The sequence below is a fragment of the Verrucomicrobiia bacterium genome, assembly GCA_035946615.1.
Classification (GTDB): domain Bacteria; phylum Verrucomicrobiota; class Verrucomicrobiia; order Limisphaerales; family UBA8199; genus DASYZB01.
In genome coordinates this window covers 27,611-43,855 of sequence record DASYZB010000114.1, presented here as the reverse complement: position 1 = coordinate 43,855, position 16,245 = coordinate 27,611, and the positions used below count along the sequence as shown (strand labels likewise).

Here is a 16,245-nt window from a genome sequence, read left to right as displayed (position 1 = left end):
GAAGCTAAGCGGGGTGTTCGGCAGTGTCGCCCAGGAAAAGAATAACGCGATATTTGAGCACGAGCGGCTTGCCGGGCTGGAGAGTTACCGGTTCGAGTCCAGGGTACGACACGTTCAGCAGAGCAAACCCGTGGCGCAAGAGCCAGCCGTTGTGCGGATAGCCTGGATTCGAGGGGTCATCCTCGATTCGGACCCCAGCTTCCTGGCCATTGAAACTGCCCGATAATTCGGCCCATGGATGCCGTGACAGCACGCCGTCCTTCTTCAAAATCCCCGTATCGGTTCGGATAATGGTCCCCGCCGCACCCCCATCTCGCGGCGCCGTGCGAAACGCAAATCCACCATAGCCCTTTTTGCTATCCGGAGTGCCGACGATTACCACTGGCTGATCAACCGCCTCGAAACGCAGTGTAAAATCCATGACACGTTGCCCCTTGGTTTCCGGGTGGGTGACAATATCGACATCCTCTTTCACGAATTTCCGGTCGCCGTCGTACCAGCCGTTCTCGACGGCCAGCCTGGCCAATGGACCGGCCGTTTCCCGCGCCTTCCATCGAACGAATTTCTGGCGGAAACCCTTGACCGTCCACACATCATCCGTTTTGCCGCCGACCGTCACTACCTCCCAAGCCCAAAAAATGCCCCGGTGATGGCGGTGGTCGGGATTGAAATCATCCGTTAAAACCGTTTTGCCGTCCGGCGCATAGACCGGGTGCAAATAACACGAGCGTCGCATTGACTCGGGCGCGCCGCGGGAAAGAATCATGCCATAGTTATAGACATAAACCGGTTTGCCGTTTTCAAAGAGCTCCAGACCGGTCGAGTCATTGACCTCACGAAACTCGAAAGAGGGTTCCGCTGCGGTGGAGGCGACCGCCGAAGCGGCCAGGAACAGTGTCAGGATGGGGAGCAAGGATTTAGAATTCATCGAAAATCAATTTAAGCGTAACACAGGCAAAAGCGTCGCTGAAACGAAGGCAAAACGCAACGAAATTGGCTTAGCCGTAGCGATCAACTTGAACAGGAGACAAGAGAGAAAACGGAGGCGTGAACAGGAAGCCAAAACTGTGTCTTGCATCCTTGTGGCTGGTCACTGAAGGGTGAGGGGCTGTTTGTGCCTCCGTTGCCCGCAAAAGTGCTTCAAAAATCTCCGTTCCCTCCGTTTCCTGCTGTTTCTTTTTGCATGTTGCCGGCTTACAGCCACTTACTGCGCCGGCAGCGGCATTCCAATGTCCCTTGAAAGTTTATTGGCTGCCTCGGGGCTGACCCACCTGATGAGCGCCAAAAAGGTTAATAGCGTCGGGCTGTCTGGCTTGACGTGAAAAATACCGCGGAGGCTGTTGACTACCTTGTGATAGGTGGTGGTATATTTTTCGTGGGTCAGCCGGGTAACATACGTATCGATGACCGTGCGGGCTATCGGATCGGTCTTCCCATTAGCCAGGTAAGGCAAATGGCAGATAATTCGAATCAGGGATATGGCATCGGCCTCAGTGAGAGTAATCCAGCTTTGGCGGATTTCCTCCGCATCATACCGGGCATTTAGCCGTTCGCGAATGGCGGCGGCCACCGTGCCCGCATCGGTTCTCTGGGCGATGAGGTCTTTGATGCGTCCCCAGGCCAATTGCCTCTCCATTTCGGCCGGAAGGGCAAGCTCGCTTTTCAATGGTTCGTCCAGCGCCTTGAGACCAAGCCGCTCGCCGATGGCCCGGCCCAGCGCCTCGGCCTGTTCCTTGCGCATCCGGTCAGAGGACATAATCCCCCTGACGACCACCCGCTGCATCTCGGGGCTTAGCAGGCGCAAGATGGCGGTCACCTCTTCGGGAGCAGGTGGTTTCTGCCTCGATGGTGGGATGAGATGCCGCACAAAATCCGTGATGGTCTGGTCGGCTTCGAGCACTCGCTCAGCCCGCAGCCGAAAGACATATTTCAGGGTTCCGCCGGTTCCGCCGCCTTTGCCGATGTTATTGATAATCATCTGCCGATGGTCGGGGCTGATGACGAAGGCCAGCAGAGATTCAGCCTGATTTATCAGTTTTTCATCCAGCGGCTCCTGCGGCCCGCTCAGAGCCAGTTGTTCGATGAGCGCGGGCAAACGCTGGGCGAAAATGACATCCGGCGCTTCCGTGTTCTGATGGTCGTAGAAGTGGAGCAGTTCAACCAGGAATGAGAGCTTTTGGAACGCGCTCCTTTGCGCGCGCGCTTGGTCGGTCGATGCTTTGCTCCGCTGAACACAGTGATACAAAGACAGCAGTGCCTGGCTTTTCTCAGGGATGATGGAACCCTGCTGCTGCAGCAGGGTTTCGAAATCACTCTTGAAACCCAATACAATTTCGTCGCGTTTGGGGTTCGGGTTAAGCCTGGTATCCGTGGTCAGGTCATTGAAAAAAATCAAAGCCTTTTCCCCATACTCCTTTGCAATCCGTTCCCGTGCGACCTGGCCTTTAATGAAACAACGGTTGGCCCGGATGAAACGTGGTGAGAAGAACAGCTCGGGGTTTGATGGAAGGGCCTGGAGGAGTTCCTTTTCGATAGGCGAATCGAGGCGTATCAACTCGTCAATCACCGGCTTCAAGGCCGCTGCCAGGTCGCGACGAGTGTCCTCCAGTGTCTTGAGCACCGCTGGCTTTGGCAATTCCCCATCGGCTGCTCCTTTGCCGATGGCCGAGAGAAAGTCTCCCACATGGGTGTTGTGCTCAACTAATCTCGAGACAATGATGCCGACATCGTTAATGGGCAGTTTGCTCACCAGCGAAGTCAGCAGCAGGATCAATTCACTGTGCGATTTCTGCCGGTGCTCGATGACCCTCTCGATGAGTGCGCGCAGGCTTTTGTTTTCCTGTTCAAGGGCGCTCCGTTCGGCCTCCAGTTGGCCAACGCGCAACACCAACTCGTGCCATCCTTTTTGGATTTCTTCGGCCGAGGCGGTTGTCTCCGCCACATGCTGTGTCAGCGCCATCGGGCTAATTTCCTCGATACGGCCCGGTTTTTCCATCCCTTTTTATCCCCCCTCGCAACCGCCGGCGCCGTAAGGAAGTGTCGCGCACAATCTCTTCCGCCCCGCCGCTTAAAGAAAAAGGGTGCCGGCGCTACTTTGTCAGGCACGTAATGTGAGGGCCATCCGGCTCAGGTGCCGAGGGCCGCCGCTGGAAAAAGGCGAAGTGCCCGAGGGCCTGCCGCGCCCGGGCGGTCAAGCGCTTCTGGCGTGGACACAAATTGGGGCGGCCCTGAAGTTCATGGAGATAATTCTTGCGGAGTTTGCTAATCCGGGGCGCGACAGCACTGGTATTAAAACCGCTATGCACGAACTCCGGCGAGGTTTCTCCTGGCGTTTCGTCATCGGATTCGGTTTTCCCCGTTGGCGCTTCGTCCCGGCGCTCTGGGCCAATATTCCTGGCCATCCGAAGGTAGGCGATCACCAACAGCCCAAGCAAGACACCCGGCACACAAATCGTGAATACCAGCAAAATATCCATATTTGTTGGGAAGCAAGATAATCCCTACCTATGGAAAAAGAAAGGCTCTTCAATGGAGCCGGCCATGACGCGCTGCCTGCCGCCGAAGCCCTCATAGGCGCAGTCAAGGGGCCAAGCATCGGCTTGTCAAAAATTGACGAACAAGCAATCCTGCCCGGCAACAGCTACCAATTATGTTTAAAAAAATATTCGCTCCTGGAACCCATTCGTTTTACACAAACCTGGCTTTGTTGATTCTAAGGATTTGGTTGGGCGCCACGATTCTGCTGAACCATGGGATCAGCAAGGTCGTTGGCTTCCATACGCTTTCCGGAGGGTTTCCGGACACACTTGGATTGGGCCACCTGGGCAGTTTAGTGCTGGTGATATTCGCCGAGGTTGTGGCCGCGGGATTGCTAGTCGTCGGCCTGGTAACTCGATTCGCCGGCCTGGTGCTCGCTTTCGAGATGGCCGTGGCTTTCTTTGCCGTACATAGAGGCGCCTTGAGTGGCAATCATAGCGGGGAACTGGCCTTCATTTACCTGGCAGGATTCCTAGCCCTCATGATTGCCGGCCCGGGAGCGATTTCAGCCGATAAGGCTTTGTTTAAGGTTGGCGCTGGCAAAAGCTGAGCGCGTTTTGAACCGCAGATGGGAACGAGAATCCCTACAAACCAGCGTAAATCCCTTCTAAGGCTGGGCGTCTCTCCTGGTGACTGCTCGACATCCGCGTGATGCTGTTCAGAAACTCGACTCGAACATCATCTCCCTGGAACCGGCACGTGACCGTGTCGTGGTGAGGAGTCTCGTAATAGCGCCAGGTCATTTCAAAGGTATTGTCGTCCTTCCATGTCCCGCTGGCAGCCACCTTCGTCCCTAATCCCGTGGTGCTGTTGGTAAGCGTTGGAGGGGTGCCGGGCATGGCCGTTTCCCCTTCGCTCCATCGCTCGATGCCGCAGCGAATGGGGTAGATGCCTTTGTCGTCCGTCAGGCTGAAAACGCAACCGGTCTCCTGAAATTCAAATGATACATTGTTGGCCTGGAGGCTGTTTTTCTTCAGTTTGAATTGCTTGCCGGAGACTTTTGAAGCCACCGGCGAAGAGCCTTGCGCCCGGGGCGGCAATAAGGCAAGCGTGGAAAGTCTTTGCTTCAAGCTGCCCTGTAATGGAGCGTCGGTGGCCAGGGCGCCCTCCTTCATCGCGGGCAGCAAATGGTCCCAAACGAGGTTTAGCTCCCCCTGCATGTCAGGAGTTTCGCTGGTAATTACGACAACCGCGTCCTGCTCGGGCATCACGATAGTAAACTGCCCGAAGGCGCCATCGCCGCGAAAGGCCTTATGCCGGCAACGCCAGAACTGATAGCAGTAACCCTGATGCCAGTCGCTTTGGCGTTTCATCCGCTCGAGGTCAGGCGCCGGTTGTTGGATTTTAAATGTGGTCGCCTCCGCGATCCAGGCTGCGGGCAAAAACTGCTTTTGATTCCAAAGCCCTTTCTGCAAGTAGAACTGCCCGAACCTGGCCAGCCCTTCCGTTTGAATGCTCAGACCCCAACCCCCCGTGTTGATGCCTCGAGGGCAGGTTTCCCACGTCATTCCATCAATACCAAGCGGCTCGAATAAGCGCGGCCTCAAATAATCCAGCACCTTCTGGCCGGTCACCTTTTGAACGATACCCGAAAGCATATAACTGGCGCCGCTATTATAGAGGAACGCGGTGCCGGGCGGGTTCTGGATGGGCAACGCAAGAAAGGCCCTCACCCAGTTCTCCTGCTCCCGGATTGGACCCGTCGAATCGTGCGCATGGCCGACCGACATGGTGAGCAGATGTTTGACGCGCAACGCCGCCAGGTTTTCACTGATTCTTTCGGGTAGATCATCCGGGAAAAACTGCGTCACCTTGTCCTCGACTTTCAGGCGGCCTTCCGTAACGGCGAATCCGACCGCCGTCGAGGTAAAGCTTTTGCTGAGCGAATAGAGCATGTGATTGGCGCTGGCACGGTAAGGAGACCACCACCCTTCGGCGACGACATGGCCGTGGCGGAGCATCATGAAGCCGTGGAACTCGTGTTTGCTGGCAGCTACAGCATCCAGGAATGCCAATATCCCAGCCGATGAAACGCCCTGCTCTTCAGGCGCGCTGCGGGGCAGCCGGTCCGTGTTTGTAATCTGAGCGCCCCTGGCATAGCGAAAGGCAGGAACCCAGAAAGCGATGGCCGTTCCAAGGCCCAGTTGTTTCAGGAATGTTCTGCGATGGGAGGTCATAGTTTTGTGCATAAAAGGGCTGGATAGCCTGGCATTAGAGTTCCAGTCTCTCGTTCGGTTTTTGTGTGGTAAAGCGCCGCCGGTTCCTGCAGGACCTCACGAATCCCTTGGGCCGTTTTCGAGCCGATTCCTTCTATCTGCTCAAGCTGGTCCAGGCTGGCGCGCATCACCGCTTCCACGCTGCCGAAACTTTCCAACAGTTGGCCGGCCCGCTCGGGACCGATACCTGGCAATCCTTGAAGTATCTGCAATTGGATTCGGTGTTTGCGCTTGGGACGCCGGAGGTGCCGCCAGCCTGCGGCCCCCTCGTGGCGGCGCAACTGGTGCGCGGCGTAGAGCATCAAGCGGGCGCTTTCAGAGGCCTCCAACGCGCGCAGCACAGGGAGATGAAAAACAAGGCTCAACGATACCATGGCTCCTTGAAGCGCCTCACGGCGCATCCGAACGGCTCCCAAATCCGAGAAGCGGCCCTCCAGAATAATGGCCGCCGGCTCGTGTGTGCGGGCCAGTTTTTGCGCCTGTTGGAATAGCCGCCCATCAGCGATCGAAGCCGCAAAGTCCGCCACCGTTTTGCGTTCGAAAAGGCAAGTGCCGTTCACGATATAATCTCCGATTTTCAGCCGGTCGAAGCGCAATTCCACCTCGGGGAATTGCCGGAGCGCCGCGGGCACGGGGCTGCCCTCTTCGCGGTCGTCGGCCACGATGCGGATCGGGACCAAAGCAGGACTGTCCTGCGGTTTCATCGTTTCAATTAAACCGCAATGCTCTTGTGCGAGCAAATCCGAAGTCAAAACCCGCGGCGCGCCGATTAGCGAAGACCAGAGGTTTTGAAGCGAATGATGGGTTTAGGCCCGCGAGGCCACGGTAACGCCTCAGTGACTACGGGGCTGCCGGCTGAAGCCGGCGTTCCGGACGCGCGGAACGCCGCCTTTTAGGCGGCAGCGCCCGCCGTCACTAACCGATTACAGGCCACGCGTTGTTCGCTCTTGCTGCGGCGCGGCGTCCAGTAGAGGTTATGACCTGTTTATTGCACCGTTATGACGACAGCCGAGCCAGCAAAAAGCCCGAACCGCGAGGGTTTGGACCAGGACCCCTATTGGTACAAGACCGGTGTCATTTACGAGGTGCATGTGCGCGCCTTTTGCGACAGCGATGGCAATGGGGTTGGTGATTTCAAGGGCCTGGCCGGCAAACTCGATTACCTCAAGGACCTGGGAGTGACGGCGCTTTGGTTGCTGCCATTCTACCCCTCTCCATTGCGAGATGACGGATACGACATCGCCGATTATTACGGCGTTCACCCAATCTATGGAACGCTGGAGGATTTCAAGGTCTTCTTGCAAGAAGCCCATCTGCGCGGGCTGCGGGTGATCACCGAACTGGTGCTCAATCACACCTCCGACCAGCATCCGTGGTTCCAGCGCGCCCGCCGCGCCAAGCCCGGCAGCGGCTGTCGCGACTTTTACGTCTGGAGCGACACCCCGAAGAGATACAAAGAGACCCGCATCATTTTCAAAGACGTTGAAGTCTCAAACTGGACTTGGGACCATGTCGCCAACGCCTACTACTGGCACAGGTTCTTCTCGCACCAGCCCGATCTCAATTATGATAACCCGGAGGTGTTCGATGAGATGATCAAGGTGCTGGACTTCTGGCTGGACCTGGGCGTTGATGGGGTGCGCCTGGATGCAGTCCCCTACCTGTACGAGCGCGAAGGCACCAGTTGCGAGAACTTGCCCGAAACCCACAATGCGCTGAAGAAACTCCGCGCCCATGTCGATGCCAAATACACGGACCGGATGTTGCTGGCCGAAGCCAACCAATGGCCGGAAGACGCCGTGGCTTACTTCGGCCAGGGCACAGGCGACGAGTGCCACATGGCGTTTCACTTCCCTCTCATGCCGCGGCTGTTCATGGCCTTGCGTCTGGAAGACCGCACCCCGATTATCGATATCCTCGAACAGACACCTCCTATCCCAGAGACTGCTCAATGGGCCTTGTTTTTGCGCAATCATGACGAACTGACCCTCGAAATGGTCACCGACGAGGAGCGGGACTATATGTATCGGATGTATGCCCACGTCCACCAGGCGCGGCTGAATATCGGCATCCGGCGCCGCCTTGCCCCGCTGCTGGGCAACGACCGGCGCCGTATCGAGTTGCTCAATGCCCTGCTCTTTTCCTTGCCCGGGACGCCAGTGCTCTATTACGGGGACGAAATCGGCATGGGTGAGAACATCTATCTGGGCGACCGTAACGGCGTGCGCACACCGATGCACTGGAGTTCCGACAAGAACGCCGGTTTCTCCCACGCCAACCCGCAGGCGCTGTACCTCCCCATCATCTACGATCCGGAATACCACTACGAAGCGGTCAATGTCGAGGCGCAGTTGGGTAATCCTCATTCGCTGCTCTGGTGGATGCGCCGACTGCTGGCGCTGCGCAAGAAGTGGCGGGCCCTGGGCGAAGGCCAGTGCCAGTTCCTGCAGCCGGAAAACCGCAGCATTCTCAGTTACGTGCTCCGCGACGAGGCGGAAACGTTGCTTGTGGTGGCCAATCTCTCCCGCTTTGTGCAGCCCGTCGAGTTGGACCTCTCCGACTTCAAAGAAAAGGTTCCCGTCGAACTGTTTGGCCGCACGTCTTTCCAGGCCGTCATGGATAAGCCTTATCCTCTAACGTTGGGACCCCACGCGTTCTATTGGTTCTCACTGGAATTTAAACCTGCACCCGCGCGAGTCTCTCCTTTGAAGGGCGCTGCGCCGCCAACGTTGACTGTCGCAGGCGACTGGATTCAGGTCTTCAGCGGCAGGGCCAGGCAGGCATTAGGGACGAGGCTTCCTGATTTCATCCGCGCGCAATCCTGGTTCGGCGGCAAGACCAGGACTATCAAAGAAGTCACCATCAAACAGACCGTTCCTGTGCCGGCTGAAGGGCAGGGAATAGCGGGTCTCCTGGCGCTGGCGCAAGTTGATTACACGCAAGGCGAGCCGGAACTTTACTCGATGCCTTTGGCCTTCTCCTCGGGTGTTGAGGCCCAACGTCTTCGCGAAACCGCGCCACGTATGATGATCGCCGAATTGGACCTGCTCGGGGGCGCCTCGGGCGTGGTGCATGATGCCTTGGAAAGCGCACCATTCTGCCGCGCCCTGCTGGAGATGGTTCTCCGCTCGAAGCGCAGTCAAGGCCGAGACGGTCAAATCCAGGGTTCACATACCCCTGCCCTGGAGCGCATCCTGGGCCAGGAGGTTCCATCGACTCCGCGCCCATGGAAAGGCAGCCAACGCAATTCCTCCGTGTTGTTTGGCGATAAACTCCTGTTAAAGCTCTTTCGACGGCTGGACCCCGGCATCAACCCCGACCTGGAAATCGGACGGTTCCTTACCGAACGGGAATTTCCAAACGCGCCCCCGCTGTCCGGTGCGCTGGAGTATATCGAGCAGGATGGCAATTGTCTGAGCCTTGCGATTGTGTCTGGCTACGTCAACGATTCCAAGGAGGCCTGGTTGCTGACACTGGACGCACTGGGGCGCTATTACGACCGCGTGGGCGCGCTCGACGCCAAAGGTCAGAAACCGCCGCCGGAGGGCAAGGGTATGTTTGGTTTGGGCGGCGAGGAGCCCTCTGCCGCCGTGCAGGAACTCATCGGCACTTTCCTCGAGTTGGCGCGCCTGCTAGGCCATCGCACCGCCGCCATGCACCTGGCCTTGGCCTCAGAGCCAGAGGACGCGGCCTTTGCCCCCGAGCCGTTCACACCCCATGAGGTCCGCGGCCTGTTCCAATCCATGCGCACTTTGGCCACGCACAACCTGCGTCTGTTGCGAAAACAGCTCAAAGCACTGCCTCCCGATTTGGCGCCCATGGCCGAGCGCGCGCTTTTGCTCGAAAGCGAGATCATCGCTCGCTACCGCCCGCTCTTCGAACGCTCCCTCAGCGCCAAACGCATTCGCATTCACGGCGATTACCACCTCGGCCAGGTGCTTTGGACCGGAAAAGATTTCATCATTTTCGACTTCGAAGGCGAGCCAGGGCTGGCCCTGAGTGAGCGGCGCATCAAGCGCTCCCCATTGCGGGACGTGGCGGGGATGGTCCGCTCGTTCCATTATGCAGCCCATGAGGGGCTGCAACAGCACGTGGCGCGCGGCAGCCTGCCGCCGGAAAACCTGGCTGCTTTTGAGCCGTGGGCGGGTTTTTGGAATCAAGCGGTTAGTGCCTCCTTCGTGCGGGCTTATCTCCAGGCTCTCGGGGCCTCTGACCTGCTGCCCAACGCAGCCGACGATCTTCAGGTCATGTTGAAGGCTTACCTGCTCAACCAAGCCATGCACGAACTGGGTGACGACCTCTGCGATCGCCCGACGTTGCTCAAGGTTCCACTTCAAGGCATCCTGCGCCTGTTGGATGAGTCCCGGTGAGTAGCTCGTCCCGAACGGCCAGCGCGAGTGGGCCGCCTTCATCGGGCAAAAGACAGCTAAGCGTCATCGAGGCATCTATCACCAGACGGCTCATCGCTTGCGTCCGCCCTCAATCAGGTCGCGATAAGAGAGTTTTTCAACAGCGGATGTTTGGAGCCAAACGCGTCCAGGTCGTTAAAGAGCTTTGCGAGTTCAACCCGGCTGGGTTTTTCAAAAGGCACCAGGCGCGCGACCGGCTTTTCGTGTTTGGTAATGGTAATCTCTTCAGCCCTTGCCAACCCGCTCCAAGAGTTCCGAGAATTTGGTTTTGGCCTCGCAGGCATTGCTAAGTGCAGGTTCAAGAGCTTTACAATATTTTAGCCTCTGGTCCGTCTCCACTATTGGAATGGAAGCCATGGCACAGCCTGCTGAATTCATGAGCGACGAGCGGAGCAACGACATCGGCCAGATTGTCACCCGCGCCGGCGAGCGGGTGATGGGCTTCATCCGCGCCCGGGTTGGGAGCCAGGCCGATGCCGAGGACATTTTGCAGGACGTGTGGCGACAACTGATTACCGCTCTCGAGGATGGGCCCATCGAACACGTCCTCTCCTGGCTTTATACCACCGCGCGGAATCGAATTATCGACCAGTATCGCAAGCCCAAGATGGCGTCTTTGGAGGCCATGGCTGCCGAATCCGAATTGGAAGACGACGCGTTCGAGGTGCCTGAATTTCTCCTGCGCGAAGCATCAACGCCCGAAAGCGAGAATCTGCGCAATCTGTTCTGGGAACAACTACAGGCCGCTCTGGCGGAACTGCCTCAGGAACAACGCCAGGTGTTTGTGTGGCATGAGCTCGATGGCCTGTCATTCCAGCAAATCGCCGCACTCACCGGCGAGAACCTCAATACGCTGCTGTCGCGCAAGCGGTATGCGGTGCTGCACTTGCGACAACGATTTCAACGTCTCCATGATGAATTTCTTTCTTAACCTTCACACGCATTTACTATGACAAAACCATTCTGCAAATTTCGTTTTCTCATCCCACTGTTCGTGCTCGGGATTGTGGCATTGGTAGCACTCGCTGTTTACGGCTTGTGGAATGGAGTCCTCACCGAAGTGGCCGGCGTGAAAACGGTCACTTATTGGCAGGCTGCGGGCATCCTCGTTTTAGCGAGGATTCTCTTTGGAGGTTTTCCAGGCCGAGGTGGAGGGCCCTTTGGCCCACCCTGGCGCCGTCGCATGATGATGAAACGGTGGGAATCACTGACACCAGAACAACGCGAAAAAATGCGACAGGAAATGCGCCAACGTTTCGGTGACTGGCCAAAGTCACCCTGGTGCGACTCCGGTCACGAGGAGGAACAAGGGCCTGACGCTCCAGCGCAAACTTGAGCAAAGCACGAGGTCTTACCCGGAGAGCTGGCTTGGAGCGATAAGAATCCGCGGAAAAAATGTCCCGAATGACTCAGCTCATTCGTCATAAGAACGGAAAAGAGAAATTAAAACGCAAGAGTTACTCTCGATGGATTTGACGCGACCCAAGCCTTTAATTACGATTCTCAGGATTAATTAGCCGAGATGCAAAGAAGGCAGAGGTTACGCCTCTGAACCGTTATTTGTTTGGCCGAAAGACTCAGAAATTGAAAAAATAGTGCTGGAATGTCATGGCGCGCAAAATAACTATAGCGATTTGCCTCGTGTTGCTCATCGCCGGAGGACTGGCTGGGTTGAAAATGCTCCAAATTCAGACCCTCATGGCTGCTGGGAAATCCTTTGTCCAGCCACCTGAGGCGGTCTCCTCGACAACCGTCCGCCAGGAGAAATGGCAAAATACACTGTCGGCCATCGGCACCTTGACGGCCTTCCAGGGAGTAATTATCACGCCGGAACTGCCCGGAACAATCACTGAAATTGATTTCGAGTCCGGCGCGCTGGTGGCCAAAGGCGATTTGCTGCTGCGCCTGGATACTTCAGCCGAGGACGCCCAGCTTCGCGCACTCGATGCCCAGGCCGAATTGGCCCGCATCAATCTGGCTCGCGAGCGGACCTTGCGCGAGCAAAACATGATTTCACAATCCGAATTGGACGGAGCGGAGGCGACTTTGAAGCAAAACCAGGCTAATGCCGACGCGATCCGGGCCGCGATCGAGAAAAAAACCATCCGCGCCCCATTTGCCGGACGTTTGGGCATCCGCATGGTCAACCTGGGTCAGTACCTTGACACGGGTAAACCCATCGTTTCGCTGCAATCGCTCACGCCGATTTATGTGGATTTCTCGCTGCCGCAGCAGGAACTGGGGCGTCTAAAAGAAGGAATGAAGGTTAGGATAACAACCGATGCGTACCCAGGCCGCAAGTTCGACGGAGCCATTAGCGCCATCAACCCGGACCTTGATCAATCGACTCGGAGCATATCCCTGCAAGCCACGTTCCAAAACGCCGAAAAACTTCTCCGGCCCGGGATGTTCTCTCGGGTTGAAGTCCTGCTGCCTGAAGAGCAGGATGTCCTGGTCATCCCTGCCACCGCGGTGCTCAGCGCCACCTACGGTGACTCGGTTTTTATTATCGAATCCGCCCCGGATAAGACCAGCGGGACGAGCGCCCTGATTGTCCGCCAGCAATTTATCCGGCCCGGGGCGGCGCGGGGGGATTTTGTGAGTGTGCAGGCGGGTCTCAAGCCGGGCGAACGGGTTGTGAAGGCCGGCGCCTTCAAGCTGCGCAATGGGATGAGCGTCATTGAGAATAATCAGGTGGCGCCGAAGCTTTCCGAAACGCCGAACCCGCCCGATAGCTGAGCTTGTTATTCCCAATCGCTTTCAAGATGAGACTAATTCGCTTGTCCTTTGGGCCGTTGGCTTCGCTGCTCGCTCGTTACAGGCCGCTGCGGGTATGCGCCTCGCCAGCGGCCCCGAAATCCTGCGCGCCTTGGTCTCCTTTTGAAAGCTCACTGGAATTAGCGGCATGAAGTCGTTTACTGACATCTTCATCCGGCGGCCCGTCTTGGCCATTGTCGTCAACCTCCTCATCCTTATCGCCGGGGTCCAGGCCATCCACACACTGACGGTTCGGCAATACCCACGCAGCGATAATGCGGCGGTGACGGTCACCACGGTTTATGTGGGCGCCAGCGCCGCGTTGGTGCGCGGATTCATCACCACCCCTCTGGAACGGGCCATCGCCGCTGCCGATGGCATCGATTACATTGAATCCAGCAGTGCGCTGGGGCTTTCGACCATTACTGTGCGGCTCAAGCTCAACTACGACCCGACCAAGGCGCTGGCCGAAATCGGCTCGAAGGTGGACCAAATCCGCGGTGACCTCCCTCCCGACGCCCAGGTGCCGGTCATCAATATCACCTCAGTCGATTCCCAATTTGCCGCCGCTTACCTGAGCTTCTCGTCGGACATCCTCGAAGCGAACCAAATTACCGATTACCTGGTGCGCATCGTCCAGCCTCGCCTCTCGGCGCTCGAAGGCGTGCAGCGCGCCGACATCCTTGGCGGGCGCACATTCGCCATGCGTATCTGGCTCAAACCGGACCGCATGGCGGCGTTGAACCTCAACCCGGCCCAAATCCGGGATGCGCTGGCGGCCAACAACTTTCTCTCAGCCGCCGGCCAGACCAAAGGGGCCCTGGTGCAAGTCAACCTCACAGCCAATACTGACCTGCGCTCGATCGATGAATTTCGCAAGCTGGTGGTTCGGCAATCGGGCGATACCCTGGTTCGTTTGGGTGACGTAGCCGACGTGGTGTTGGGGGCGGAGGATTATGATTCCGAAGTGCGTTTTGGCGGCCAGCGCGCGGTCTTTATGGGCGTCTGGGCGCTCCCTAATGCCAATTCCCTGGATGTGATGAAACGCGTGCGGGCCGAAATGGCGCTCATCCAAAGCGAGCTGCCCAGCGGATTGCGAGGCGGCATCGCTTACGACGCCACCAAGTACATCGATGATGCCATCCGCGAGGTGCTCAGGACACTGACCGAAACGCTCCTGATCGTTGCCATCGTCATCTTCCTATTCCTGGGTTCGCTGCGGTCGGTCCTGGTGCCGCTGGTTGCCATTCCCATCTCGCTCATTGGCGGGGTTTTCCTGATGCAGATATTCGGATTTACGCTAAATTTGCTGACTCTCTTGGCGATCGTCCTTTCGGTGGGCCTGGTGGTCGATGACGCGATCGTCATTGTCGAGAATGTCGAGCGGCACGTGCGCGAGGGGCAAACCCCGCTCAATGCGGCGCTGCTGGGCGCCCGCGAGCTGGTCAGCCCGGTCATCGCCATGACCATCACGCTGGCGGCGGTTTATGTCCCCATCGGGCTTCAAGGCGGCCTCACCGGTTCGCTCTTTCGTGAGTTTGCATTCACTCTGGCAGGCGCGGTGTTCATTTCGGGCATCGTCGCCCTGACGCTTTCGCCGGTAATGTCTTCGAGGTTGCTGAATGCCCGGCGTGAGGAACGCGGTTTGGCAGGGCGCGTCAACCATGGGTTTGATCAACTCCGGCGCATTTACGGCAGGGTACTCGATGCCACCCTTTCGGCGCGCCCGGCAGTCTATACCGTCTGGCTGGTCCTGAGCCTGCTGATGCTCCCCATGTTTATGATGGTGTGGCAAACCAAAGAACTTGCCCCACCCGAAGACCAGGGCTTTATCATGGGCATTATCGAGGCGCCGGCCGACGCGACAATTGATCAGACAACGTTCTACACCGACGCCGTGAATCGTGAGCTGCTGAGTGTGCCGGAGGGAAGCCAAACCTTCCAGGTAACCTCCCCCAATAGCGGCTTTGCCGGCGTGGTGCTCAAGCCCTGGGGCGAGCGGAAGCGGACTGTGTTCCAGCTTCTGCCCGAGGTTCAAAAAAAGGTGAGCCAAATCCCGGGGGTCCGCACCATGCTGGCGACTCCGCCGGCGCTGCCCGGCGGGGGCAATTTCCCGGTCGAAATCGTGATCGGGGCGACGGCTGAGCCTGATGAGATTCTCAAATTTGCCCAGCAACTCCAACAGAAAGCTGCTGCCAGCGGTATGTTCGCCTTTCCGCCGATTATCGACACGAAAATGGACCAACCCGAGGTGGAACTGGTGATAGATCGGGACAAAGTTGCTTCGCTGGGCCTGAATATGGCCGATGTGGGCGCGGACCTCGGCACACTCACCAGCGGCAATTTCGTGAATCGCTTTAACCTGGATGGGCGCAGCTATAAAGTCATTCCGAAACTCAAACGCATCGAGCGGCTCAACGCTAGCCAGCTTGAAGACACGTATGTCAAAGGGCCTAACGGCCAGTTGGTCCCATTCAGCACTTTCGCCACTCTCAAGAAAACAACCGGCCCGCGTTCCCTCTCCCGGTTCCAACAATTCAACGCCGTGAAGATCAGCGGGGTGGCCATCTGCCCGATCGACCAGGCCCTGCGTTTCCTGGAGGGCGAGGCAGGTAAAATCCTGCCCAAAGGCTACAAGCTTGATTACACGGGCGAATCACGCCAGTTGCGAGTGGAAGGAAACAAGTTTCTGCCGTCTTTTCTCTTGGCGTTGACATTGATTTTTCTCGTGCTTGCGGCGCAATTCAACAGCTTCCGTGACCCACTGATTATCCTGGTCGGTTCGGTGCCGCTGGCCATGTTCGGCGCGCTGATCTTCAGCTTCCTCAAAATGCCGGGCCAGGGTGTCCCATTCTTCACCAACGGCTGGACCACCACCATGAACATCTATTCTGAAGTCGGCCTGGTGACTTTGATTGGGTTGGTCTCGAAAAACGGCATCTTGATTGTGCAATTCGCCAATGAACTCCAGCGCCGGGGGCTTGCCAAACTCCACGCCGTCCGCGAAGCGGCCCTGATTCGCCTGCGCCCTGTCCTGATGACCAGCGCTGCCACTGTCTGCGGACATTTGCCTCTGACACTGGTGACCGGGGCGGGGGCTGCCGCGCGAAATTCCATCGGCATTACGCTGGTCGCCGGCATGGCTCTGGGCACTCTGTTCACACTGTTGGTTATTCCCTCGATCTATGTTCTGATTGCCAAACAGCACGTGGGTGAAGCCCCGGGAGCTATTGGCCGGGATTTGCACCTGCCCGGCTCCCGTCAGTCAGACCTGCTGCAACCGGCTGAAATACTCGCTAAATGAACGGGTTTGCAATTGAGCAGCG

At 57.6% G+C, this 16,245-nt stretch carries 11 protein-coding genes; 5 read left to right on the top strand and 6 right to left on the bottom strand.

Annotated elements, in window-relative coordinates; genetic code table 11:
* Positions 1-4: 4 nt before the first annotated feature.
* From VG146_16500 to VG146_16490, 3 genes are all read right to left on the bottom strand, one after another.
* Complete coding sequence (locus tag VG146_16500) at positions 5-928, bottom strand: DUF6807 family protein (protein ID HEV2393954.1); 924 nt, start codon at positions 926-928, stop codon at positions 5-7.
* A gap of 276 nt (positions 929-1,204) precedes the next feature.
* Positions 1,205-2,995: a hypothetical protein gene (locus VG146_16495; GenBank protein ID HEV2393953.1), complete on the bottom strand. Its 1,791-nt coding sequence runs from the start codon at positions 2,993-2,995 to the stop codon at positions 1,205-1,207.
* A 94-nt stretch (positions 2,996-3,089) separates the two neighbouring features.
* Positions 3,090-3,476, bottom strand: a complete 387-nt coding sequence (locus VG146_16490; GenBank protein ID HEV2393952.1) for a hypothetical protein — start codon at positions 3,474-3,476, stop codon at positions 3,090-3,092.
* Between the two features lie 173 nt (positions 3,477-3,649).
* Here VG146_16490 and VG146_16485 point away from each other — a divergent pair, with 173 nt between their 5' ends.
* On the top strand, positions 3,650-4,087 hold the full coding sequence (locus VG146_16485; protein HEV2393951.1) for a DoxX family protein: 438 nt from the start codon (positions 3,650-3,652) through the stop codon (positions 4,085-4,087).
* Positions 4,088-4,121: 34 nt separating this feature from the next.
* Here VG146_16485 and VG146_16480 read toward each other — a convergent pair whose 3' ends face one another.
* On the bottom strand, positions 4,122-5,726 hold the full coding sequence (locus VG146_16480; protein HEV2393950.1) for a serine hydrolase: 1,605 nt from the start codon (positions 5,724-5,726) through the stop codon (positions 4,122-4,124).
* Positions 5,711-6,457, bottom strand: a complete 747-nt coding sequence (locus tag VG146_16475) for an ERCC4 domain-containing protein (protein HEV2393949.1) — start codon at positions 6,455-6,457, stop codon at positions 5,711-5,713. Before VG146_16475 ends, VG146_16480 begins: the two co-directional genes overlap by 16 nt.
* Positions 6,458-6,751: 294 nt before the next feature.
* Here VG146_16475 and treS point away from each other — a divergent pair, with 294 nt between their 5' ends.
* The gene (gene treS / locus VG146_16470; GenBank protein ID HEV2393948.1) at positions 6,752-10,123 is read left to right on the top strand and encodes a maltose alpha-D-glucosyltransferase; all 3,372 of its coding nucleotides are present in this window, start codon (positions 6,752-6,754) and stop codon (positions 10,121-10,123) included.
* A 113-nt stretch (positions 10,124-10,236) separates the two neighbouring features.
* On the opposite strand, the gene VG146_16465 is transcribed toward treS, so the two are convergent.
* Positions 10,237-10,401 (bottom strand): hypothetical protein, encoded by a 165-nt coding sequence (locus VG146_16465; GenBank protein HEV2393947.1) that lies wholly within the window; start codon positions 10,399-10,401, stop codon positions 10,237-10,239.
* Positions 10,402-10,517: 116 nt separating this feature from the next.
* Between VG146_16465 and VG146_16460 the strand changes: the two genes are divergently transcribed.
* From VG146_16460 to VG146_16450, 3 genes are all read left to right on the top strand, one after another.
* Positions 10,518-11,093: an RNA polymerase sigma factor gene (locus VG146_16460; GenBank protein ID HEV2393946.1), complete on the top strand. Its 576-nt coding sequence runs from the start codon at positions 10,518-10,520 to the stop codon at positions 11,091-11,093.
* 677 nt (positions 11,094-11,770) lie between these two features.
* Positions 11,771-12,901 carry an efflux RND transporter periplasmic adaptor subunit gene (locus VG146_16455; GenBank protein ID HEV2393945.1) on the top strand — a complete coding sequence of 377 codons (1,131 nt, stop codon included), beginning with the start codon at positions 11,771-11,773 and terminating at the stop codon, positions 12,899-12,901.
* 166 nt (positions 12,902-13,067) lie between these two features.
* Complete coding sequence (locus VG146_16450; GenBank protein ID HEV2393944.1) at positions 13,068-16,223, top strand: efflux RND transporter permease subunit; 3,156 nt, start codon at positions 13,068-13,070, stop codon at positions 16,221-16,223.
* Positions 16,224-16,245: the final 22 nt, after the last annotated feature.